18 protein-coding genes are annotated in these 22,036 nt (G+C 69.0%); 9 read left to right on the top strand and 9 right to left on the bottom strand.

The features are described from left to right. Position 1 precedes the first annotated feature (1 nt). The 3 genes from gnd to dnaA form a co-directional block, all read right to left on the bottom strand. Positions 2-889, bottom strand: a complete 888-nt coding sequence (gene gnd / locus Q9R28_RS06020) for a phosphogluconate dehydrogenase (NAD(+)-dependent, decarboxylating) (protein WP_066651124.1) — start codon at positions 887-889, stop codon at positions 2-4. Between the two features lie 69 nt (positions 890-958). Beyond that, complete coding sequence (gene dnaN / locus Q9R28_RS06015; protein ID WP_066651122.1) at positions 959-2,104, bottom strand: DNA polymerase III subunit beta; 1,146 nt, start codon at positions 2,102-2,104, stop codon at positions 959-961. A gap of 553 nt (positions 2,105-2,657) precedes the next feature. Next, the gene (gene dnaA, locus Q9R28_RS06010; protein ID WP_311205672.1) at positions 2,658-4,124 is read right to left on the bottom strand and encodes a chromosomal replication initiator protein DnaA; all 1,467 of its coding nucleotides are present in this window, start codon (positions 4,122-4,124) and stop codon (positions 2,658-2,660) included. A gap of 532 nt (positions 4,125-4,656) precedes the next feature. On the opposite strand from dnaA, the gene rpmH reads away from it, so the two are divergent. The 8 genes from rpmH to Q9R28_RS05970 all read left to right on the top strand — a co-directional run bounded on the left by rpmH (position 4,657) and on the right by Q9R28_RS05970 (position 9,677). After that, positions 4,657-4,794, top strand: coding sequence for a 50S ribosomal protein L34 (gene rpmH / locus Q9R28_RS06005; RefSeq protein WP_043595303.1), 138 nt, complete (start codon positions 4,657-4,659; stop codon positions 4,792-4,794). A gap of 61 nt (positions 4,795-4,855) precedes the next feature. Next, positions 4,856-5,218, top strand: a complete 363-nt coding sequence (gene rnpA, locus Q9R28_RS06000) for a ribonuclease P protein component (RefSeq protein ID WP_311205671.1) — start codon at positions 4,856-4,858, stop codon at positions 5,216-5,218. Beyond that, the gene (gene yidD, locus Q9R28_RS05995; RefSeq protein WP_081985178.1) at positions 5,215-5,610 is read left to right on the top strand and encodes a membrane protein insertion efficiency factor YidD; all 396 of its coding nucleotides are present in this window, start codon (positions 5,215-5,217) and stop codon (positions 5,608-5,610) included. Before rnpA ends, yidD begins: the two co-directional genes overlap by 4 nt. Before the next feature lie 8 nt (positions 5,611-5,618). Next, positions 5,619-6,581 carry a membrane protein insertase YidC gene (yidC, locus tag Q9R28_RS05990; protein ID WP_066658860.1) on the top strand — a complete coding sequence of 321 codons (963 nt, stop codon included), beginning with the start codon at positions 5,619-5,621 and terminating at the stop codon, positions 6,579-6,581. Beyond that, positions 6,582-7,085, top strand: coding sequence for a R3H domain-containing nucleic acid-binding protein (locus Q9R28_RS05985; RefSeq protein ID WP_311205670.1), 504 nt, complete (start codon positions 6,582-6,584; stop codon positions 7,083-7,085). Continuing rightward, positions 7,082-7,726 (top strand): 16S rRNA (guanine(527)-N(7))-methyltransferase RsmG, encoded by a 645-nt coding sequence (rsmG, locus tag Q9R28_RS05980; protein ID WP_066657540.1) that lies wholly within the window; start codon positions 7,082-7,084, stop codon positions 7,724-7,726. The genes Q9R28_RS05985 and rsmG overlap by 4 nt, the downstream gene beginning before the upstream one ends. A gap of 80 nt (positions 7,727-7,806) precedes the next feature. After that, positions 7,807-8,700 (top strand): ParA family protein, encoded by an 894-nt coding sequence (locus Q9R28_RS05975; RefSeq protein ID WP_066657539.1) that lies wholly within the window; start codon positions 7,807-7,809, stop codon positions 8,698-8,700. Continuing rightward, entirely contained in the window at positions 8,700-9,677 is a 978-nt protein-coding gene (locus Q9R28_RS05970; RefSeq protein WP_311205669.1) for a ParB/RepB/Spo0J family partition protein, read from the top strand. The genes Q9R28_RS05975 and Q9R28_RS05970 overlap by 1 nt, the downstream gene beginning before the upstream one ends. A 1,808-nt stretch (positions 9,678-11,485) precedes the next feature. On the opposite strand, the gene Q9R28_RS05965 is transcribed toward Q9R28_RS05970, so the two are convergent. The 6 genes from Q9R28_RS05965 to Q9R28_RS05940 form a co-directional block, all read right to left on the bottom strand. Next, on the bottom strand, positions 11,486-12,043 hold the full coding sequence (locus tag Q9R28_RS05965; RefSeq protein ID WP_209684771.1) for a YdcF family protein: 558 nt from the start codon (positions 12,041-12,043) through the stop codon (positions 11,486-11,488). 107 nt (positions 12,044-12,150) lie between these two features. Further along, a complete protein-coding gene (locus tag Q9R28_RS05960) occupies positions 12,151-13,113 on the bottom strand; it encodes a D-alanine--D-alanine ligase (protein WP_066657533.1) in 963 nt (320 codons plus the stop codon). A 40-nt stretch (positions 13,114-13,153) separates the two neighbouring features. Continuing rightward, a complete protein-coding gene (locus tag Q9R28_RS05955; RefSeq protein ID WP_311205668.1) occupies positions 13,154-14,458 on the bottom strand; it encodes a PLP-dependent aminotransferase family protein in 1,305 nt (434 codons plus the stop codon). 177 nt (positions 14,459-14,635) lie between these two features. After that, positions 14,636-14,962 (bottom strand): thioredoxin, encoded by a 327-nt coding sequence (gene trxA, locus Q9R28_RS05950; RefSeq protein ID WP_022832611.1) that lies wholly within the window; start codon positions 14,960-14,962, stop codon positions 14,636-14,638. Positions 14,963-15,025: 63 nt separating this feature from the next. Then, complete coding sequence (gene trxB, locus Q9R28_RS05945) at positions 15,026-16,024, bottom strand: thioredoxin-disulfide reductase (protein ID WP_311205667.1); 999 nt, start codon at positions 16,022-16,024, stop codon at positions 15,026-15,028. Positions 16,025-16,158: 134 nt separating this feature from the next. Then, positions 16,159-20,334 (bottom strand): DUF6049 family protein, encoded by a 4,176-nt coding sequence (locus tag Q9R28_RS05940; protein WP_311205666.1) that lies wholly within the window; start codon positions 20,332-20,334, stop codon positions 16,159-16,161. 123 nt (positions 20,335-20,457) lie between these two features. Here Q9R28_RS05940 and Q9R28_RS05935 point away from each other — a divergent pair, with 123 nt between their 5' ends. Further along, entirely contained in the window at positions 20,458-21,894 is a 1,437-nt protein-coding gene (locus tag Q9R28_RS05935; protein ID WP_066658858.1) for a CCA tRNA nucleotidyltransferase, read from the top strand. The last annotated feature ends 142 nt before the right edge of the window (positions 21,895-22,036 follow it).

Here is a 22,036-nt window from a genome sequence, read left to right as displayed (position 1 = left end):
ACTACGCCTTCTTCACGGCGTGACCGCCGAACTGGTTGCGCAGGGCCGCGACGGCCTTCATCGTCGGGGACGCACTGCCCTGACGCGAGACGAAGCGCGCGAAGATCGACGCGGAGATGGTCGGCATCGGCACGGCGTGCTCGATGGCCTCCTCCACCGTCCAACGGCCCTCGCCGGAGTCGTCGACGTAGCCCTCGATGGCGTCGAGCTTCGGGTCCTCGTTCAGCGCGAGGACCATCAGGTCGAGCAGCCAGGAGCGCACGACGGTGCCGCGCTGCCACCCGGCGAAGACCGCGGGGACGTCCTTGATGATGTCCTTGGCCTCGAGGAGCTCGTAGCCCTCGCCGTACGCCTGCATGATCGCGTACTCGATGCCGTTGTGGACCATCTTGGCGTAGTGACCGGCGCCGACGGGGCCGGCGTGCGAGAAGCCCTCCTCGCGGGGGCCCTCGGGGCGGAGCGCGTCGAAGACCGGCATGGCGAACTCGACGTCCTCGGGGGCGCCACCGACCATCAGGCCGTAGCCGTTGTCCTTGCCCCAGACACCACCGGAGACACCGGCGTCCATGTACCGGATGCCCTTGGCGTCGAGCTGCTCGGCGTGGATCGTGTCGTCCAGCCACTTCGAGTTGCCACCGTCGATGACGAGGTCGCCCTCACCCAGGACGCCGGCGAGGTCCGTGATCACGTCGTCGGTGATCTTGCCGTGCGGGACCATGACCCACACGAGCTTCTTGCCCTCGGGCAGTGCGGCTGCCAGGGCGCCGAGGTCCGCGACGTCGGAGACGGCGGGGTTCGCGTCGTACCCGGTGACCTCGATGCCTGCGTTGCGGAGACGGGCACGCATGTTGTTGCCCATGCGACCGAGGCCGACAAGACCGATGTGCATGATTTCCTCTTCTGTTCGTCGTCGCGCTGGTGGCCAGAGGCGCGTCAGCGCAGTGGTACGGCTGTTGCGCTATCGCAGCAGGAGATTGGGCTGCAGCAGGTACCGGTATCCGTCCGTCGCCGCGGCCTCTTGCGAGGTCTGCCCGGTGATGAGCACCGGACCCGGCTTGTTGGGGTTCTCCGTCTTGGTGAAGGAGATGCGGACGAACTCGGAGTGCACCGCGTTCAACCCGTCCAGGAGGAAGGCGGGCTTCAGCGAGACCACCGTTTCCTCCCCGGTCAGCAACGCACTGATCGACTCTGACGCCTGCGCTTGTTCGGATCCGATCGCCTCGAGCGTGAGCCCGTCGACCGAGAAGGAGAACCGGAGCGCCGCTTCGCGCTCCAGGACGAGGGAGACCCGTCGGACGGCCTCGACGAGTTCAGCGGTGTTGATCACCGCGTGGTCGTTCACCGTCTCGGGGAAGAGCCGGCGGACCGGCGGGTAGTTGCCCTTGATGAGCAGCGAGGTCACGGTCTTGTCGTCGGCGTGGAACGCGATCAGCTCGCGGTCCGACGACCCGCTGATCGAGACCGACACCGTGGACGCCGACCCGAACGTGCGGCCGACCTCCTGCAGGGTGCGGGCGGGGACGAGCGCGTGCAGCGGGTCGGATCCGACACGACCGGAGTCCCACGCGATCGTGCGGACCGCGACGCGGTAGCGGTCGGTCGCGATGAGCGACAGGTCGTTGTCGCCGACCTCGAGCTGCACACCGGTGATGACCGGGGTGACGTCGTCGCGGCTCGCGGCGACGGCCACCTGGGACACGGCCTCGGAGAAGGCGTCGCCGGGGACGACCCCGGTCTGCTCACCGATCTCCGGCAGCGTCGGGTACTCCTCGACCGGCATGGACAGCAGCGTGAAGTGCGCCGATCCGCAGGTGACGGAGATCTTCGTGTCCTCGGTGGTGAAGGTCACCGGGGCGTTCGGGAGTCGGCTCGAGATGTCGTTGAGCAGACGGCCGGAGACGAGCACGGTGCCCGGTTCGTCGATCTGCGCCGTGATCGAGGTCTGCGCCGAGACCTCGTAGTCGAACGACGACAGCGTGAGCCGATCGCCCTCGGCGTGGATGAGGACTCCGGACAGGATCGGGAGGGTCGTGCGCTGTGGGAGGAGCTTCACCGCGAAGGAGACGGCTTCGGAGAAGACGTCCCGGTTGACCTCGAACTTCACAGCTGGGACCCCTGTCGATCGGTGCGGACTGTCCGGCCGCCCCATTGTGGCACAGCGGAGCAGGGCCCGGATTTCTTGTCATCCCGCCGTCCACAAGGTTGGCCCGCGGAACTTCATCGTTAACCAGGATCAATGGTGTTAACGCCTGTGCACAGTGTGGATAACTCTGTGCATCCCGCTTCCCCACAGGGAACTACACACGTGTGAGTTGTGAGTCTCGTGTTGGCAGCGTCTGGATGAACAAATCTCATCTATCCGCTTCCATCCCCAGTCTCCACAGGTGGGTACAGAACTGTGAACAACCGGACCGCGTGTCCTCCACAGTTATCCACAGGCTTTCCACACTGGGGGAAACTCGGCGCATGGAACCGTCTCAGATGGTGGATGCGCGCCGAGGCGGGCCGATCCGGGGCCGTGGGGCGGGCCTCCCGGTCGGACACCGGTGCGACGGATGTCGGGTCGAGGGGAGACGACGGACGGGAGGCACGGTGCCGTGTCGCACCGTGCCTCCCGTCCGTCAGCTGGTCGCGTCCGCGTCCTGCTCGCGTCCGCGTCAGCGGTAGCGGCGGTCCTGCTTGATGCGGCTCGTCAGCTCGGTGACCTGGTTGTAGATCGACCGTCGTTCCTTCATCAGCTCGGTGATCTTCTTGTTCGCGTACATGACCGTGGTGTGGTCGCGGTTGCCGAACAGCTGCCCGATCTTCGGCAGCGACAGGCTCGTCATCTCACGGCACAGGTACATGGCGATCTGCCGCGCGGTCGCGATCGCCTGCGACCGGGACGAGCCGTACAGGTCGTCGACCGAGAGCTTGAAGTACTCCGCGGTGTGGTTGATGATGTCCGTCGGCGCGATCACGTTGTCGTCGTCGAGGGTGATCAGGTCCTTGAGGACCGTCTGCACCAGGGCCATGTCGACGGCCGTCCGGTTCAGGCTCGCGAACGCCGTGACGCGGATGAGCGTCCCCTCGAGCTCACGGATGTTGCTCGAGACCTTCGACGCCATGAACTCGAGGATGTCGTCGGGGACCTGCAGGTGGTCGGACTGCGCCTTCTTGCGCAGGATCGCGATGCGCGTCTCGAGGTCCGGCGCCTGCACGTCCGTGATGAGGCCCCACTCGAACCGTGAGCGCATCCGGTCCTCGAAGCCGGTCAGGTGCTTCGGCGCGACGTCCGACGTGATCACGACCTGCTTGTTGTGGTCGTGCAGCGTGTTGAACGTGTGGAAGAAGGCCTCCTGCGTGGAGTCCTTCCCCTGCAGGAACTGGATGTCGTCGATCAGCAGGATGTCGATGTCGCGGTAGCGCTGCTGGAACTGGTTCGACCGGTTGTTCGCGATCGAGTTGATGAAGTCGTTGGTGAACTCCTCGCTCGACACGTACCGGACGCGGATGCCCGGGTAGAGGCTCTCGGCGTAGTGGCCGATCGCGTGGAGGAGGTGCGTCTTGCCGAGACCGGAGTCGCCGTAGATGAAGAGCGGGTTGTACGCCTTGGCCGGAGCTTCGGCGACCGCGACCGCGGCGGCGTGGGCGAAGCGGTTCGACGAGCCGATGACGAAGTTGTCGAAGTTGTACTTCGGGTTGAGTCGCGACTCGGGGCGACCACCGGTGCCCGGGGAGTCGATCTGGCTCGGGACGAACGGTGCCTCGATGTACTGGCGGGGTGCCGCGCTCTGCTCCACCGGCGCCTGCACCGGCTCCGCGTACTCGGGGACGTGGCTCGGGACGACCGCCTCGACCCGCGGTTCCGACGCCATGTCCGGGTTCACCGTGATGGCGAAGTTCGCGACCGAGTCGTCACCGACCCGCGACACGGCCTCGGTGATCGGGACGCGGATCCGCTGCTCGAGCATGCCCCGTGTCAGGTCGTTGGGGACCTCGAGGTAGAGGGTGCCGGCGAGCACGCCCTTCGGTTCGACCAGGTTGAGGAAGCCGTGCAGCTGCGGGGTGATGCGGTTGTCCTCGGAGAGGAGGCCCAGGACGGAGGACCAGAGGTCCTCGACGGGGTCGGCCGGCATCGTCATTCGCGCTGGTCTCCTGGTCTGGTGTCGGTGTGCTGGTGTCGTGGCGCCGGTCCCGTGCCGTGGTGCTCGGTGCTCGGTGCCCGGAACGGCGGGACTCCGGCGCGCCGGGTCGGTGCCGCTCCGCGAGTGGTGTCCGGCGCGGCCGATCCACGGGCCGGACCGCTGTCACGCCGTGGCGGTGATCCACAGGGTTGTCCACAGTCCTGTCCACGGTGGCCCGGCTGCGGACGGTGAGGTGACTCCCCCGTCGCTCCGCGGAACGGGCCGATCGATCACACCACTGTAAAGGGTCCGACCGAGTCGTACCGAACGCACGTTTTCCCCAATGTGGATGATGATCGTGCGCTCACCTCGGACGAGGGCGGCCGTCGTCGCCGTTTGACCTCACCGCCGCTGTCACGTACCGTTAACCAGTTGACTGCGGCCACCTGGTCGCGCCCATCGTGTCGTTCGGCCTCGTCGAGCGGCTGTCCAGACATACGTGTCGGCTCGCGCTGAGCCCGTCCTCGAGCGCAGCCGTGTGGAGATCATCATGAGCAAGCGCACCTTCCAGCCGAACAACCGTCGTCGCGCCAAGAAGCACGGCTTCCGCGCCCGCATGCGCACCCGTGCCGGCCGCGCCATCCTGGCCGCGCGCCGCGGCAAGGGCCGCACCGAGCTCAGCGCCTGATCGGGCTGCGCCCCTCGGGGCAGCGCCTGATCCGGTCCCGAATCGGAACCCGGTAGCGATCGTGTTGGCTCGCGCCAACCGCATCGTCCGCGGTGAGGACTACCGGTCCGTCGTGCGTCGTGGTCGCAGGAGCGCCACGGCGCACGTCGTCGTATCCGTGGTCCGCCGACCCGTCGGGGCCGAGCCCGGTCCGGACGACCCGACCCGCTTCGGGTTCATCGTCGCGAAGACGGTCGGCAACGCCGTCACCCGCAACACGGTGCGACGTCGGTTCAAGGCGATCGCCCACGATCTGCTGATCGAGGTGCCGACCGGCCACGACGTGGTCATCAGGGCCTTGCCAGCCGCGGCGCAGGCCGGATGGCCTAGCCTGCTCGGAGACGTCTCGCGCTCCTTCGCGCGCGGGGTGGAGAAGGCAGCATGAACCGCATCCAGTGGACCCGGCTGGCGTTGAACCGACTGGCCTGGGTCGTCGCGTTGCTCCCGCGCAACGTGTGCGTCGTCGTGCTGCGCGCCTACCGCGCGGTCATCTCTCCCCTGTACGGGAACGTCTGCCGCTACCACCCGTCGTGCTCACGGTACGCGCTCGAGGCCATCCAGCAGTACGGCGTCGTGCGCGGGTCAGCGATGGGGGCCTGGCGGATCGCGCGGTGCAACCCGTGGGCCGCAGGCGGGATCGACGACGTGCGTGACCGCCGCCGCCCCTACCGCCTGACCCGGTTCGGGTTCGTGCTCCCCCCGTCCCAGCTGCACCCCCAGCCGTCCGGCGATGCCCGTCGTCCGGTCCTGCTCCCCCAGCGCACTCGAAAGGCGTGACCGTCCTCATGGACTTCATCGGAACGATCCTCTGGCCACTGAAGTGGGTGGTCTCGGCGATCCTCGTGGCCTTCCACTGGATCTTCGAGTCGATCGGCATGGACCCGTCGGCCGGCATCACCTGGGTGCTGTCGATCATCTTCCTCACCTTCGTGGTGCGGGCCGCGCTCATCCCGATCTTCGTCCGGCAGATCAAGTCGCAGCGACGCATGCTCGAGGTGGCGCCGCAGCTGAAGAAGATCCAGGACAAGTACAAGGGCAAGAAGGACCAGTTCTCGCGTGAGGCCATGAGCCGCGAGACCATGGCCCTCTACAAGGAGACCGGGACGAACCCGCTGAGCTCCTGCCTGCCGCTGCTCATCCAGATGCCGATCTTCTTCTCGCTGTACTCGGTGCTGCACGAGGCGCAGATCAACAAGACCGGCATCGGTCTGCTCACGAACACCCTGGCGCAGGACTTCGGCAACGCGGCCCTGTTCGGCGCTCCCCTGCACGAGACCTTCACGAACGCCTCCGGGTGGGAGGTCCGGGTCATCGCGGGCTTCATGATCGTCGTGATGACGGCGTCGCAGTTCGTCACCCAGCTGCAGCTCGTGGCGAAGAACATGTCGCCGGAGACCAAGGCGTCGCCGATGTACCGCCAGCAGAAGATGATGCTGTACATCCTCCCGCTGGTCTTCGTGATCTCGGGTCTGAGCTTCCCCCTCGGCGTGATGTTCTACTGGCTGGCCTCCAACATCTGGACGATGGCGCAGCAGTACTTCGTCATCCGCAGCATGCCGACCCCGGGTTCCGAGGCCGCACTCGCCCGTGAGGCTCGCCTGGCCAAGAAGGCCCAGCGTCGCGGCACCCCGGTGCTCGCCGAGGCCGGCGCTGGCTCCACCGCGGTCGAGGTCGAGCCCGTCCGCGTGACCACGCAGCGTCAGCAGCCCGTCGGCAAGAACCGCTCCAAGAAGAACGGGAAGAAGTAAGTGACCGAGCAGGACACCGCATCCACCGTCGACGCCGCGGCGGAGACCGAGACCGACGAGGTCCGCGACGAAGCGGACATCGCGGCGGACTACATCGAGGAACTCCTCGACATCTGCGACCTCGACGGGGACATCGAGATCGAGGAGCGTGGCGGACGGGTGTACCTGTCCGTGAGCGACGAGGGCGGCGCACTGCGGGTGCTCTCGAAGCCGGACACGGTGTCGGCCCTGCAGGAGCTGACCCGCATCGCCGTGCAGGCCGAGACCGGCGAGTTCAGCCGCCTCATCCTGGACGTCGGTGGCTCGCGTGACGCCCGAGCGACGGAGCTGCAGCGTCTGGTCGACACGGCTGTCGAGCGCATCGAGAGCGGTTCGTCGTCGGCGGCGCTCCCCCCGATGTCGTCCTACGAGCGCAAGCTCGTGCACGACCTGGTTGCCGAGAAGGGCTTCCACTCGGAGTCCGAGGGCGAGGGACGAGACCGCCACACGGTCGTCAGGCGATGACCGACGAGGTCACGCCGGTCCTCGAGCGGGAGCCGGCTGCCGCTGCGCAGCTGTTCGGCGACCGGATCGAGGTCGCGCGGTCCTTCACGGCCGAGCTCGCTCGTCGCGGCGAGGAACTGGGCCTCATCGGACCCCTCGAACTCCCCCGCCTGTGGACGCGACACATCCTCAACTCTGTCTTGCTCGCGCCGCTCCTGGAGGCCGATGGTCGCGTCGCGGACGTCGGTTCCGGAGCAGGGCTGCCTGGCCTGGTGCTCGCGATCGCCCGTCCCGACGTCTCCTTCACGCTCATCGAACCGATGGAGCGTCGCTGCGACTGGCTGAACGCCGAATCCGAGCGACTCGGGCTGGGGAACGTCACCGTCCTCCGCGGGCGGGCCGAGGACGTCGCAGACTCGGTCGTCGTCGACCAGGTCACGGCTCGTGCGGTGAGTGCGCTGTCGAAGCTCATCCCGCTCACGGTCCCGCTGGTGCGGTCGGGCGGTCAGCTCATCCTGATGAAGGGTGCGCGGGTCGACGAAGAGATCGAGAAGGCTCGGAAGGTGATCCTCCGGAAGCGCCTGGCCGATGTCGAGGTGCTCGAGCTCGGAGACGGTGTGGTCGAGGAGACCACGCGAGTCTTCCGGGCTACAGTTGACTGACGCCGCGGCTGGGTCCGGCTGTGCTGGACCAGAAAGCCCGACGTTCCACGTGGAACACTGACCCGGGGAAGAGGTCTTCGTTGAGTTCATCGACCGACTACGACTCGTCGACGCCCCTGGCTCGCGAGATCGCTGACCTCAACCGGCGGCGGCGAGCGATCGCCACGCAGCAGTTCCCGCTCCCCGCGAAGACTCGCGTGTTCACCGTGTCGAACCAGAAGGGTGGCGTCGGGAAGACGACCACCACGGTGAACCTCGCGGCTGCCCTCGCGCACGGTGGTGCCCGTGTCCTGGTGATCGACCTCGATCCGCAGGGCAATGCTTCGACCGCGCTCGGGGTCGAGCACCAGGCCGAAGTGACCAGCGTCTACGACGTGATCGTGGACGAGGCGCCGATCGCCGATGCTGTTCAACGATCGCCAGAGTCCGAGACGCTCTGGTGTGTCCCGGCGACCATCCACCTGGCGGGCGCGGAGATCGAACTCGTCTCCCTCGTGGCGCGCGAGCAGCGGTTGCGCACGGCGCTCGACCAGTACCTGTCGTCGCTCGAGGAGCCGTACCACTACGTCTTCATCGACTGCCCGCCTTCGCTCGGCCTCCTGACGATCAACGCATTCGTCGCCGCGCAGGAGGTGCTGATCCCGATCCAGACCGAGTACTACGCGCTCGAGGGCCTCAGCCAACTCCTGCGGAACATCGAGCTGATCGAACGGCACCTCAACCCGAACCTCCGGGTGTCGACGATCCTGCTCACGATGTTCGACGGACGCACGAACCTGTCCAACCAGGTTGCAGCGGATGTCCGTGAGCACTTCGGCGAGCAGGTGCTGAAGGCCGTGATCCCCCGGTCGGTGCGCGTCAGCGAAGCACCGAGTTACGGACAGAGCGTCGTGTCGTACGACGTCAACTCGTCGGGCTCGCTCTCGTACCTCGAGGCAGCCGCCGAGATCGCAGCACGAGGAGCGCAGGACTGATGGCACCCAAGCGAACTGGACTCGGACGAGGCATCGGCGCCCTGATCCCGACGGCGTCGGACCAGCAGGACCGGCCCGTCGACGTGTTCTTCCCGACGGGCGGCTCCCCGGCCTCGGCACCCTCCGCCGGTGCGACCGCTGAGGACCTCGTCGCCGTTCCCGGCGCACGTCTGGCGAACCTCAATCCGCTCGACGTCGTGCCGAACGGACAGCAGCCGCGCAAGGAGTTCCGCGAGGAGGAGCTCCAGGAGCTCGTCCACTCGATCCGCGAGATCGGTGTGCTCCAGCCCATCGTCGTCCGTCCGATCGCCGGCGCATCAGGCACCGAGGCGCAGTACGAGCTCATCATGGGTGAGCGTCGTCTGCGTGCCACGAAGGAGCTCGGGCTCGCGACCATCCCCGCGATCGTCAAGGACACCCCTGATGACGCGATGCTTCGGGACGCGCTGCTCGAGAACCTGCATCGTGCACAGCTCAATCCGTTGGAAGAGGCGTCGGCGTACCAGCAGCTGCTCGCGGACTTCGGGATCACGCAGGAGCAGCTCGCGCAGCGCATCGGCCGGTCGCGTCCGCAGATCACGAACACGATCCGTCTGCTCCGGTTGCCCTCCCCCGTCCAGCGCCGCGTCGCTGCCGGTGTGCTGTCCGCGGGACACGCACGTGCCGTCCTCGCGGCACCGGACGCCGAGGCGATGGAGTACCTCGCCGAGAAGATCGTCAACGAGGACCTCTCCGTCCGGGCCGCAGAGGCGATCGCGCAGCAGTTGTCGGCCAAGACGCCGGTGAAGCCGAAGGCGGAGCCGACGAAGCGACAGGCGCACTTCAACGACCTCGCCGAGCGCATCGGTGATCGGTTGAACACACGCGTGAAGATCGCGGTTGGTGCTCGCAAGAGCTCGGTGACGATCGACTTCGCGGACGGCGATGATCTCAACCGCATCCTCGGCGAGCTGGGCATCAGCGACATCGCTGGCTAGACGCGCTCGGAGGCCGTCGTTGGTGCAGGGACGGCGCCCTGTGGCCGTGTGCGGAGCGTACTGTGCGTCCCCGTCATCCAGTCCCCGGTCGGACCTGTTCGGCCGCCTGCGGGGCGTACGGCGGCGTTGACGAGGCGCCGAGGGCGACAGCTGCGCTCGCGCGTACGCCAAGGCCGTTGAGGCAGTGTTCCACGTGAAACGTCTGAATCCGGTTGTTCGGGTCAGCCGTCTCGTCTCGCGAGGCTGCTCGGGCGCTCGCGGCCCGCACATCTCGACGATGTGACGATGTGCGTGCCTGCCGGTGGTCCCTGCGAGCTGGAGAAGGCTGCGTACGCCACCGAGTTCTTCCGGTGCTACCGATCGGAGCCTGTGCCGGCGTACGGCTCGCGGAGTGCAGCTGGGGTGAGCCTGCGGCAGTACGCGGATCGCATGGCCGCTACGCGATGACGGGCCACCGGACGTGCTGGCACCATCACTGCTCCATGGTCTCTCTCCCTCTTGTCCTCCGAGTGCGTCGGTCGTCGACCTCGACCTCGACCACGATCCTCGTGTTCGCGGTACCGGCAGTGCGCCCGTCAAACGAGCGGTCGTGCGCGACAGAAACGGCTTGGTGCTCGGCCTCCCTGGCAACGGCGACGGCGACGGCGCAACGATGCTTGTGACGGCGTTCGATCAGAACAACCCGGGACGGGTGCGGCGCCGGACCTCGGGCGGACGACGGCCGCGTGGCTTGGTGCTGAGACCCGACCTCACACCGTAAGCGGGCAGCGCATCGTTCGTCCTCACGCTGGCGGCACGAGCGAGCGGGCGCTGTGGACTTCGAACTGAGTAGGTCGGCCCAACCCGGATGTGCGCAAGGTGCGACAACGAGCGGTCCGTCTGCGGCTACGGGCGGCACGGCTCCCTGGCCGTCGGCAGTACCGTCGGGCGCCGCGGACGGTCGACAGCGGTGCGACGACCTCGACGGAGCCACGTGATGTGATCCCTACCTCGCCCCCTGGTGACGGTAGCGTGACGTCCGGGGTGAGGATGCAGATGCCCGCACCATCCACGGGAGGCGACCTGCGGAGGGTGTCGCGCGGCTGGCCCGCATCCCGTGGCTGCAGTGCGCCACGGTGGGAAGGGGCCTGCTTTGCTCGAACTCGTCCGCACTGATCGTTCTGCAGCGCCGCCCTCCCCCGCTCGGCCCGCGACGCGCGCGAAGCGACGCGCGCCGTGGGATACGGTCTCTGGGCTGGCGGGGGTTCATCGAGGAGGACGAGGATCGCTGCGACCGACGGCATCGGCTCAGGTGAGGCTCGAGCCGAGCCGTTCGGAGGTGCGAGCGCGAACCCGATGCATCCTGCGACGCCCGTAGGCCACCGTCAGGGTCGACCAGGACCGGAGCGATGTGCGGCACCTGTGCGCCGGATGCACCAATTCACGACCGGCTTGCCCCTGGTGCACGAGGCGCCGTGAGTCCGCTCCTGCACCAGTGCGAGGGTCGGGGCTGCACGAAGGGTCGAGGTTGGAGAATCGGCGGCGCGGTGCACCTCGACGACGACCGTCGTGCGAGAGCTGTCCGCACCCGGTCAGCAGCCGAGGGACTGATCGGCGCAATCTCCGCTTGGGAACCGGCGATGCAGTACTTCTACCGCGCTGGCGAGCATGATCGGCCTCCGCGCCCCTCTCCCGATGGAGATGACGAACGCACGCCGGCTCTGTTCACCGCGTCCGGATCACGTGGTTCGGCGCCCTCCCCGGAGACGTCCTCGTCAACCGTCCCACGACGGGCGACAGTGCATCCGGGGACCACTCGTCGGAGTGTTTCACGTGGAACGGCGCGTCCGGAGGAGCTTCCAGATACCGACGGCGGCGAAGACCGGCTTCGCCCAGAGCATCTCTCCGACGCGATAGTCCAGCGCTGGGGCCAGTTTCGACGCCAGGTGCGGGTCCTGGCGGCGGAGGTACGCTCGCCCCTTCGCGGCGTGGAGTCCGTTCGAGCAGATGACGACGCGGTCTGCGGCGGCGATCATCGGCCTCGCGTTCGCGATGTTCTCCCATGTGGAGACGCTGTCGCGATCCTTCCTGACCGCACCGGTCCATCTGAGCCTGCGCACCGCATCCTCGAGTAGATCAGCCTCAGGGAACGCACCGCGCACCGCTCCGCCGCAGCACACGACGGTGGCAGTGTCACCCGCCGCTTCGTACCGCCGCGCCGTGCGCACCGCGATACGGGCGCGCCACCGGTTCACCGCGTTCGGTTCGGGGCCTGCATTCGCGAAACCGAGGACGACGATGGCCGTCACCGCTCCGGTACCCGCGGTCCTCCCTGCGCTGCGAGTCGGAATCGTGCCGAGCGCGCGCCGCGCGGTCACCGATGCCACAGCATGAGCAACCTCGCCGACGATCGCGGCAGCGCCCAACGGGACGGCCACAACGAGAAGGGGCAGTGTTCCACGTGGAACACTGCCCCTGCGTCGTACTGACATGGTCAGCTGCGGTGGTCCCGGATGGCCTGTTCCGCGAGCTCCGCGTAGGTCCAACCGAGGTCGAAGCCGGAGGCACTCAGCGCCTGCGGAACGAGGGAGGTCTCGGTCAGACCCGGGAGGACGTTGGCTTCGAGGAACCACGGCGTCCCTGCCGCATCGATGATCAGGTCGACGCGCGAGATGTGGCGGAGACCGAGCGCCGTGTGCGCTGACACGGCTGCGTCTGCGGCGGCGGAGGCGAAGTCGCCCGACAGTCGGGCGGGCGTGAAGAAGGTCGTCTCCCCCGCGTTGTAGCGCGCCTCGAACCCGTACGTCCCGCTCTTCGGGACGATCTCGACCGCCGAGAGCGCCACCGGGCCGTCACCCGTGTCGATGATCCCGACGGCGACCTCGGTGCCGCGGATGAGCTGTTCGACCACGACGTCGTCGCAGTAGGTGTACGCGCTGACCATCGCACGCGGGAGATCGTGTGCGTCCTCGACGAGCGTGACCCCCTGTGCGCTCCCGCCTCGTGCCGGCTTCACGGCGAGCGGCACCGGGTGTTCCGCGGCGATGGCGTCGAGGACGCCCACGGCACCGAGCTCGCGGAAGACGTCGTGCGACAACGTGACCGACCGAGGGGTCCGCACACCGGCCCGCGCGACGAGCGCGGACGAGGTGGGCTTGTCCCATGCGAGCCGGGCTGACGTGGAACGGGAGCCGACGAACGGGATGTCCAGCGCCTCCAGGATGCCCCGCAGCGCGCCGTCCTCGCCGGACGCGCCGTGCAGGGCCGGCCAGACGACATCCGGGCGTGACTCGCGCAGCGCGGGCAGGAGCGACGCGTCGGCATCGCGAAGGTCGACCGTCCAGCCGTAACCGGTCAGTGAGTCGGCGACGCGTCGCCCTGACCGCAGGGAGACGTCTCGTTCGTGCGAGATCCCTCCCGCGACGACGACGACGTGACGACGGGTGAGCTCGGCCATGCGAGGGTCCTCCGGGAAGAGCGAACGATGAAAGTGCTGATCAGAACACGTTCGGCGGCGGCGCGACGACGGTGGAGCGCGACTCGGACACCGCGCTCGGACGGGTTGTGTGTCCGAAGGTCTCGAGGAGCTCGAGCTCGTCGTTGATGACGGTGGCCAGGCGCTTGACGCCGACCCGGATCTGATCGGGGGTCGGGTAGCAGAAGGACAGGCGGATGTTGCCGCCGCCACGGCCGTCGGCGTAGAAGGCGGTCCCCGGTGTGTACGCGACGAGTTCCTTCACGGCACGGGGCAGCATGCCCTTCGAGTCGAGGGCGTCGGGCAGCGTCAGCCAGACGAAGAACCCACCGTTCGGCTTCGTCCAGGTGAGGTCCGGCAGGAACTCCCCCAGGGCGGCCATCATCGCGTCCCTGCGCTCCGCGTAGAGGCCCCGGAAGGTGTCGACCTGCCCCTTCCAGTCTGCGGCGTCCAGGTAGGCGTTGACGACGTACTGACCGAAGGAGTTCGGAGCGAGGACGGCCGACTCGTTGGCGAGCACGAGCTTCTCGCGGATGGCGTGCGGGGCGAGGGCCCAACCGACACGGAAGCCGGGAGCCAGGGTCTTCGAGAAGGACCCGAGGTACACGACGCCCTCGTCGTCGATCGACCGGATCGCCTGCGGAGCGGGCTCGTCGAACCAGAGCAGTCCGTACGGGTTGTCCTCGAGCACGAGGATGCCGTTCGAGCGGCAGATGTCGAGGACCTCGATGCGGCGCTCACGGCTCATCGTGACACCCGCCGGGTTGTGGAAGTTCGGGATCGTGTAGAGGAACTTGATCCGCTTGCCCTGCGTGCGCAGGTTCGCGATCGCCTCGCGCAGCGCTTCGGGGACCAGGCCGTGCTCGTCGGTGGTCACGTGGACGGTCTCCGCCTGGTACGAGCGGAAGACCCCGATGGCGCCGACGTACGACGGCGACTCGGCGAGCACGACGTCGCCCGGATCGATGAAGAGCCGCGTGACGAGGTCGAGCGCGTGCTGCGAGCCGGTGGTGACCACGACGTCCTCGGCGCTGGCACGGATGCCCTCGAGGCTCATCACGTCGACGATGTGCTCACGGAGGGAGCGCAGGCCCTGCCCACCGCCGTACTGCAGCGCCATCGCGGCGTCCTCGGTCATCACGCGGTCGATGGACCCCGTGACGAGCTCCCGCGGGAGCGCCGAGACGTACGGCATGCCGCCGGCGAGCGAGACCACCTCGGGCCGCGATGCCACGGCGAACAGGGCTCGGACCTCGGAGGCGCTCAGCCCGGCGGTGCGCTGGGCGTAGGAGTCGTACCAGGGGTCGAGGCTGTTGCCGTTCGTCATCGTGTGCTCCGTTCAGTGGGACATTCCCGCCACACTACGACATGCGTTGCCGGATCCGCGGTGGGAGGCGGGGGCCGATCCTGAAGCTGTGGCCCTGGCGCGCGCAGCCGGCATCCGGGAACGGCGACGGCCCCGCCCTCCGAGGAGAGCGGGGCCGTTCGCGGTCTGTCGGTCGGACTACGCCAGGAACTCGGCGAGGTCGGCCTCGAGCGCCGGCTTCGGCTTGGCGCCGATGACGGTCTTGACGACCTCGCCGCCCTTGAACACCTTCATCGCCGGGATCGACGTGATCTGGTAGTTCATGGCCGACTGCGGGTTGTCGTCGACGTTGAGCTTGACGATCTCGATCTTGTCGGCGTGCTCCGCGGCGATCTGGTCGAGGATCGGGGAGACGGCGCGACACGGGCCGCACCACTCGGCCCAGAAGTCGACGAGGATGGTCTTGTCGGACTTGAGGACCTCGTCCGAGAAGGTGGCGTCGGTGACGGCCTTTGCGTTGGACATGTGTGCTCCTTCGAGAAGTTCAGTTGGTGCAACGGCTGGGCCGCTGCGGTATTCCGGTCTGGGTCAGGCCCGTGCGGCCTCGACGTCGATGATCGCCGGCCCTGCGGGCGTGACGCCCTCGGCCTGGTCGACCAGCGCGTCGTCGAGTTCGGCGAGGTACTTCTCCGCGTCGAGGGCGGCGACGGTACCGGAACCGGCTGCCGTGATCGCCTGGCGGTAGGTCGGGTCGATGACGTCGCCCGCGGCGAAGACCCCGGGGAGGTTGGTCTTCGACGAACGACCCTGGACCGCGATCGTGCCCTCGGGAGCGAGGTCGATCTGCCCGTGGATGAGGTGCGTCCGCGGGTCGTTGCCGATCGCGATGAACAGGCCGTCGAGCTGGAGCGAGGACTCCTCCCCGGTGACGGTGTCGCGGAGGGTGACGCCCTCGACCGAGGAGTCACCCGTGATCCCGGTGACCTCCTTGTTCCACGCGAACTCGATCTTCGGGTCGTTCATCGCACGGTCCTGCATGATCTTCGACGCGCGCAGGCTGTCCTTGCGGTGGATGACCGTCACCTTGTCGGCGAACCGGGTGAGGAACGTGGCTTCTTCCATCGCGGAGTCGCCGCCGCCGACGACGGCGATGTTCTTCTGCCGGAAGAAGAACCCGTCGCACGTGGCGCACCAGCTGACGCCGTGGCCGGACAGACGCTCTTCGTCGGCGAGACCGAGGTGGCGGTACGCCGATCCGGTCGCGTAGATGACCGCGAGGGCCTCGTACGTCTCGCCGGACCCGACGGTGACCTTCTTGACCTCACCGGTCAGGTCGACCGAGACCGCGTCGTCGTACAGGACCTCGGCGCCGAACTTCTCGGCCTGTTCCTGCATCTTGATCATGAGGTCCGGGCCCTGGATCCCCTCGGGGAAGCCCGGGAAGTTCTCGACCTCGGTGGTCTTGGTGAGCTCGCCGCCGGTCTCGACGCTGGACGCGACGATCAGGGGCTCGAGCTCCGCGCGCGCGGCGTAGATGCCGGCGGTGAACCCGGCGGGACCGGAACCGATGATGATGAGCTGGCGCATGCCTCGCTGCCCTTCCGTTGAGTGCTGACCGGGTCAACACATGGTAGCGGCGGGACATTCCGGCCCACCGGTGAGCGGCCCACCGGTGAGCGGACAGCCGGTGTGCGGACAGCCGGTGTGCGGACGATCGGCGGTCAGCGTCCGAGCCGCTTGCGGAGCAGCGCGACCGCGTTCGCGATCTCGCCGTTCTTCGACACGACCAGGGCGCCGAAGTACACGAGCGCCATGACGGCTCCGGTCAGCGCGATGGTGACGAGCGCGCCCGTCCGGTCGGACATGGCGAAGCCGTCGGGCGAGAAGGTCCCGAGGGCGGTGACGACGGCCGCCCCGGCGACGCCCGCGATGAGTGCCGCGATGACGAACTGCACGTGGGAGCGGGTGACCACGGGGCCCTCGATGCCGTTCAGGCGACGACGGACGAGCACGAGCGCGATGATCGTCTGCGCCGTGCCGGCGAGCGTCGTGCACGCCGCGATGGAGACGCCGACGATGCTCTGCGGGAACGTCGCGACGGCCAGGGCTCCGATGACGAACAGCACCGACTGTACGCACTGCATGAGGAACGGCGTGCGGTGGTCGTGCATCGCCCAGAAGACGCGCTGGATGATGAACAGCATGCTGAACAGCACCAGGCCGGGCATGTAGGCGAGGAGCACCGCGCCGATGGAGAGCGCCTGCTCGAAGGTGCCGGCGAACATGCGACCGAACGGCACGGAGACGACGATCAGCGCCACCGACGCGAACACCGTGAACAGTCCGACGATCCGCAGGGACAGCGACAGGTTGCGCCGGACGGCGTCGAGGTCGCCGCGGCCGGCGTCGTGGCTCATCCGCGTGAAGTACGCCGTCGCGATCGACACCGCGAAGATCGAGTGCGGCAGCATGAACAGCAGCCACGCGTTCTGCAGCACCGCGTTGCCTGCGGCGCCCGTACCGAGCGACGCGACGCGCGACTGCACGATGCCCGCCAGCTGCGTCACGAGGATCATCGCGAACAGCCAGCCGGCCGCCGTACCCGTCGCCTTGAGGCCCACGCCGCGCCAACGGAAGTCCGGGCGGAACGACAGGCCGGCGCGCCGCCAGAAGAACGGCAGGAACGCGGCCTGCGCGAAGACGCCGAGCGAGGCACTCCCCGCGAGCACCGCGATCTTCAGCGGTGTCCAGCCGTCGACCGAGGAGTTGACGTCCTGACCGCCGAACATCGCGATGAAGACGACGAGACCGGCGATGGCGATGACGTTGTTGATGAGCGGTGCCCACGTGAAGGGGCCGAAGACCTGCTTGGCGTTGAGGACCTCACCGAGGAGCGAGTACAGCGCGTAGAAGAGGATCTGCGGAAGGCACCAGAAGGCGAACGCCACGGCCAGGTCGGTCTGTGCCGGCGTGAAGCCCTTGCCGTCCCCGGTCGCCTGCTGGCTGTAGACGAACACGAGGAACGGCGCGAGGACCGTCGCGACGATGGTGATCACCACGAACACCGTCGCGCCGAGCGTGACGATCTTGTTGACGTAGGCCGTACCGCCGTCGCTGCTCTCCCGCATCGACCGGACGATCTGCGGGATGAGCACCGCGGAGAGCAGACCACCGGCGATGAGCGCGTAGATGTTGTTCGGCAGCTGGTTCGCGAGCGCGAACGCGTCGGCGCCGGGCGACTTCGCCTGACCGATCGCGTAGGCGAGCACGAACGTCTTGCCGAAGCCGAGGACCCGCGAGAGCATCGTGCCCGCCGCGAGCATCGCGCTCGCCCGACCGAGGTTCCGTTCGGCCGCGGGCTCCGCGTCGACGGCGGGTTGCTGCTGCGTGCTGATGGTCGGCTCCTCGGGGTCTGGCGGGGTGTCGTCCTGGTCCGGACGGCCGGCCTGGAGGCGCGGCTCGCCGCCGTCGCGCACCGTCGCGTCCGCAGGGCGCGCACCGGCCTGCTGCGGTGCGACGCGCGCGGGACCGGACGCGGCAGTGGTGCCGACCACGGCGGCGGCGGGCGCCGCCTGTGCGACGTGGGACGGGCCTCCCGACCGGGCAGGGGCGCCGGGGGCATCGGGCTGGACCGCGAGCGGACGGTTCGGGTCGTCGTCGTCCTCGTCGTCGAGCTCGCCGTTGCGGCGGCGGATGCGCTTCCGGATGCTGCGGAAGATCCCGAAGCCGAAGATCGCGACGAGGCCGATCGCGGCCACCGCGGTGATCACGGTCTCCCACTGCGCCTGCACGTTGAGCTCGACCGTGGTGGGCTGCGACACGGTGACCCCGGTCGGCGTGGTCAGGGACATCGTCAGGTTGACCGTGCCGTTCGCGACCGACCGGACCGGGATGGTCGTGCGGGCGGAGGACTGCGGCTGGAGCTTCACCTCGATGTCGTTCCGCACGACCTGCAGCGCCGAGCTGGACGGCTGGACGTTGAGGCGCACGGTGACCGGGTAGTCCGTCCGGTTGCGGACCGACACGGGCAGCGACGATCGGTCCCCGAGCAGCGTCAGCGAGCTGGAGTCGGGGATGCTCACCTGGTCGGTGGTCTGCGTCCAGGACCGGGCCTGCCGGTCGACGGCGGTGGTGAGGGCGTCGGGTTCGTCCCGCCAGGCGTTCGACGCCAGGGCGAGCAGCTGGAGCCGCGCAGGGGCGGTGACGGTCGCGGGGTCGTCGACGGCCGATGCGAAGGCGACGAGCTCGCGCTCGCTGTCCACCAGGGTCCGCAGGCGGTCGAGGCGGGCGTCGCCGTCGTCGGCCGGCGCCAGGGTGAGCGAGCCGGCGGTCGCCTTCGCCGCGGTCGACAGGTCCGAGGGCGACACCCACGGGGTGTCCTCGAGCGCGTCGAGCACGGCGCTCAGCCGACCGGTCTCGGTCGGCCAGCTGCGGCCGAGGGTCAGGAGCACGGGGCTCTGCGCGGTACCGGCACGCGCCGCCGTCGCCAGGGTCGCGGTGAGCTCCGCCACGGCCGCGTCGTAGGCGCGCTGGTCGGTGGCGTCGGCGGCGTCCCGCAGCAGGGCAGACATGCCCTGGTCGGCGACGAGGACCTTCTGGTCGCCGATGCGCTCGGCGGCGGAGACGGTGGTGTCCGGGCCGGCGGAGGTGTTGCCGCTCGCGATGATCGTCGTCTCGGTACCGGCCTTCGCGAGTGCGGGCAGGTCGTCGGTGGCCACGGTGTTCTCGACCGGCCACGCGACGTCGTCGAGTGCGTACGGGAAGTCCAGCAGGCTGGCGGTGGTCGGCAGCGTCGTGGTCGTGCCGTCGGTGTCGTCCTGCCCCGAGCCGTCCTGACCTGTGCCGTCCTGGGTGCCGGCGGTCACGTCGTCCGAGGGGGTCGGTGTCGCGCCCGGGGTCTCGTCGACGGGGGCACCCGCGCTGGCCGAGGCCGTCGGCGTCCCGGTGGCCGTCGGGGTCGGGGTCGGCGTGCTGGCACCGGGGAAGTTCTGCTCCTTGACCGCCTGGTCGAGCGAGATCACGCCCGGGATCCCGTCCGCGCCGGCCTGGCGCAACCCGGTGACGTCGGCGTCGGCGTACGACAGCGCGAAGGTCTCGTTCCGGAGCCCCTCGAGCCGGTCGAGCCAGTTGCGCGCACTCGACGGGGCGTTCTCGCCGAGCCGCCGGATCGAGGCGATGATCCTCGGGTCGACGCCGACGGCCACGTTGTGGTCCACGGCGGCGTCGAGCTGCTGGGTGAGGGTGCCGTCCACCGCGGTCGCCGCCGCGAGGTCGTTGGCACCGATCACGCCGTCAGCCGTGCTCGGCAGGGTGATCGGCATCGCGACCGAGACACCGACCGGGGTCTGCTGGAAGTCCGGGTACCAGGTGATCGCGGACCGGGCGACGGCGAAGGTGTCGCCCGCGGTGTACTCGGCCGCGATGCGTCGGGCGCCGAAGGACGAGTAGCCGCCGAGTGCGACGTTGCCCGGCACGATGGTCACCGTCTGGGTCACCGAGCGGTGCGCCGGGACGACCGGGACGTCCGCCGAGTCCATCGGGGCGCCGAGGTAACCGGTCGTGGTGGTGTCGGAGAGCCAGTTAGAGAGGACGTCGCGCGTGCTCTCGGAGCGGAAGATGTCGAGCTCGACCGACCCGGCGGGGACGTCCGTGTCCGTGTCGTTGGTCACCGTGACCGTGACCTGGAGGTCCTCGTCCCGTCGGACGATCCCGCGGTCGGCCGGGGCGATCGACACGGTGGTCTTCCCCTGGTCGGCGGCGGCCGGAGCCGCGGTGCGCGTCGTGGTGCGGTCGACGGAGGCGGCGTGCGCCGGGTCCGGACCTGCGGGCGTGGCGACGAGGCCGACGGCGACGAGGGCCGTGGCAGCGGCGGCGAGCGTGGAGCGGAGGATGTGCATACAGGAGGGCCCGAGGGTCGGTTCCGGCCGAGCACGAGTGTACGAGGGGCGGACGGGGACGATCCCGTGCGCGCGGGCCGTGTGGAGAACTCGGCGCACCGATCTGGGAGGATGAGGTCCGTCATGCAGTCCGTTGCCCAGGCCGTCGAACGACTCGACGCACTCGCAGCCACCGAGCCCGTCGCCGTCCTCGCTCGGGCGTTCGCCGACGCCGGACACGAGCTGGCGCTGGTCGGCGGCCCCGTCCGCGACGCCTTCCTCGGCCGTGCCGTCACCGACCTCGACTTCACGACCGACGCCCGCCCCGACGACGTCCTGCGCATCGTCGAGCCGATCGCGAGCGCGACGTGGGACGTCGGTCGGCAGTTCGGCACCATCGCCGCCCGGGTCGCCGGCGAGCAGGTCGAGATCACGACCTACCGCAGCGACGTGTACGACGGCGAGACCCGCAAGCCCGAGGTGGCGTTCGGCGACACCATCGAGGACGACCTGCTCCGCCGTGACTTCACGGTGAACGCCATGGCGCTCCGCCTCCCCCAGCGTGAGCTCGTCGACGTGCACGGCGGGGTCGAGGACCTGCTCGCCGGGCGCCTGCACACCCCGCAGGCGGCGCCCGTCTCGTTCCGCGACGACCCCCTGCGCATGATGCGCGCCGCACGATTCACCGCGCAGCTGGGCTTCACGGTGTCCGACGAGGTGCGTGCCGCGATGACGGACCTCGCCGACTCGATCGACATCGTGTCGGCCGAGCGGGTGCGTGACGAGCTCGTGAAGCTGCTGAACACGTCCGAGCCGGTCCCCGGCATCCGTCTGCTCGTGGACACGGGGCTCGCCGAGCGCTTCCTGCCCGAGCTCCCCGCGATGCGGCTGGAGATCGACGAGCACCACCACCACAAGGACGTGTACGAGCACTCGCTGACGGTGCTGTCCCAGGCCATCGGGTACGAGGCCGAGCGGCACCCGGGCGAGGCCCCCGACACCGTGCTCCGGCTCGCGGCCCTGCTGCACGACATCGGCAAGCCGGCCACCCGCAAGCTCGAGCCCGGCGGTGCCGTCAGCTTCCACCACCACGACCTGGTCGGCGCGAAGCTCGCGAAGAAGCGACTGCGGGCGCTGCGGTTCGACAACGACACCATCGCCGCCGTCTCCCGACTGATCGAGCTGCACCTGCGGTTCTTCGGCTACACCGAGGGTGCCTGGACCGACTCCGCCGTCCGCCGCTACGTCCGGGACGCCGGCCCGCTGCTCGAGCGCCTGCACGAGCTCACCCGCTCGGACGTCACGACGCGGAACCGCCGCAAGGCCGACCGGCTCGGCTTCGCGTACGACGACCTCGAGGACCGCATCACGGCGCTGGCCGACCAGGAGGAACTCGACTCGATCCGTCCGGACCTGACGGGCGACGACATCATGCGGATCCTCGACATCCCGCCGGGGCGTGCCGTGGGCGAGGCGTACCGCCACCTGCTCGAGGTCCGCATGGACGAGGGTCCCCTCGGCACCGACGAGGCCGAGCAGCGCCTGCGCGCCTGGTGGGCCGAGCGCGACGCGACCACCTGACGGCGCGACCGCCTGACGACGCCGGCCGCTCTGCACGACCGGTGGCGCGCCTCCAGGCCGTGGGCTAAGCTACTCGAGTTGTCCACGCGCTCCTGCGCGTCCGGACACATGCATCAACCCTCCTGCTCCGGGAACCGCCCGG

Source organism: Curtobacterium sp. BRD11, from assembly GCF_031844345.1.
Lineage (GTDB): Bacteria > Actinomycetota > Actinomycetes > Actinomycetales > Microbacteriaceae > Curtobacterium.
Note: the sequence above shows the minus strand (reverse complement) of the source record. Positions and strands in the feature narration are given on the sequence as shown.

Coding starts and splice junctions, on each gene's coding strand:
- Q9R28_RS05955 (WP_311205668.1), bottom strand. CDS start 14,458: ATGACGAACGGCAACAGCCTCGACCCCTGGTACGACTCCTACGCCCAG.
- trxA (WP_022832611.1), bottom strand. CDS start 14,962: ATGTCCAACGCAAAGGCCGTCACCGACGCCACCTTCTCGGACGAGGTC.
- yidD (WP_081985178.1), top strand. CDS start 5,215: ATGAACCGCATCCAGTGGACCCGGCTGGCGTTGAACCGACTGGCCTGG.
- yidC (WP_066658860.1), top strand. CDS start 5,619: ATGGACTTCATCGGAACGATCCTCTGGCCACTGAAGTGGGTGGTCTCG.
- gnd (WP_066651124.1), bottom strand. CDS start 889: ATGCACATCGGTCTTGTCGGCCTCGGTCGCATGGGCAACAACATGCGT.
- rpmH (WP_043595303.1), top strand. CDS start 4,657: ATGAGCAAGCGCACCTTCCAGCCGAACAACCGTCGTCGCGCCAAGAAG.
- Q9R28_RS05935 (WP_066658858.1), top strand. CDS start 20,458: ATGCAGTCCGTTGCCCAGGCCGTCGAACGACTCGACGCACTCGCAGCC.
- Q9R28_RS05970 (WP_311205669.1), top strand. CDS start 8,700: ATGGCACCCAAGCGAACTGGACTCGGACGAGGCATCGGCGCCCTGATC.
- Q9R28_RS05960 (WP_066657533.1), bottom strand. CDS start 13,113: ATGGCCGAGCTCACCCGTCGTCACGTCGTCGTCGTCGCGGGAGGGATC.
- trxB (WP_311205667.1), bottom strand. CDS start 16,024: ATGCGCCAGCTCATCATCATCGGTTCCGGTCCCGCCGGGTTCACCGCC.
- dnaA (WP_311205672.1), bottom strand. CDS start 4,124: ATGACGATGCCGGCCGACCCCGTCGAGGACCTCTGGTCCTCCGTCCTG.
- rsmG (WP_066657540.1), top strand. CDS start 7,082: ATGACCGACGAGGTCACGCCGGTCCTCGAGCGGGAGCCGGCTGCCGCT.
- Q9R28_RS05940 (WP_311205666.1), bottom strand. CDS start 20,334: ATGCACATCCTCCGCTCCACGCTCGCCGCCGCTGCCACGGCCCTCGTC.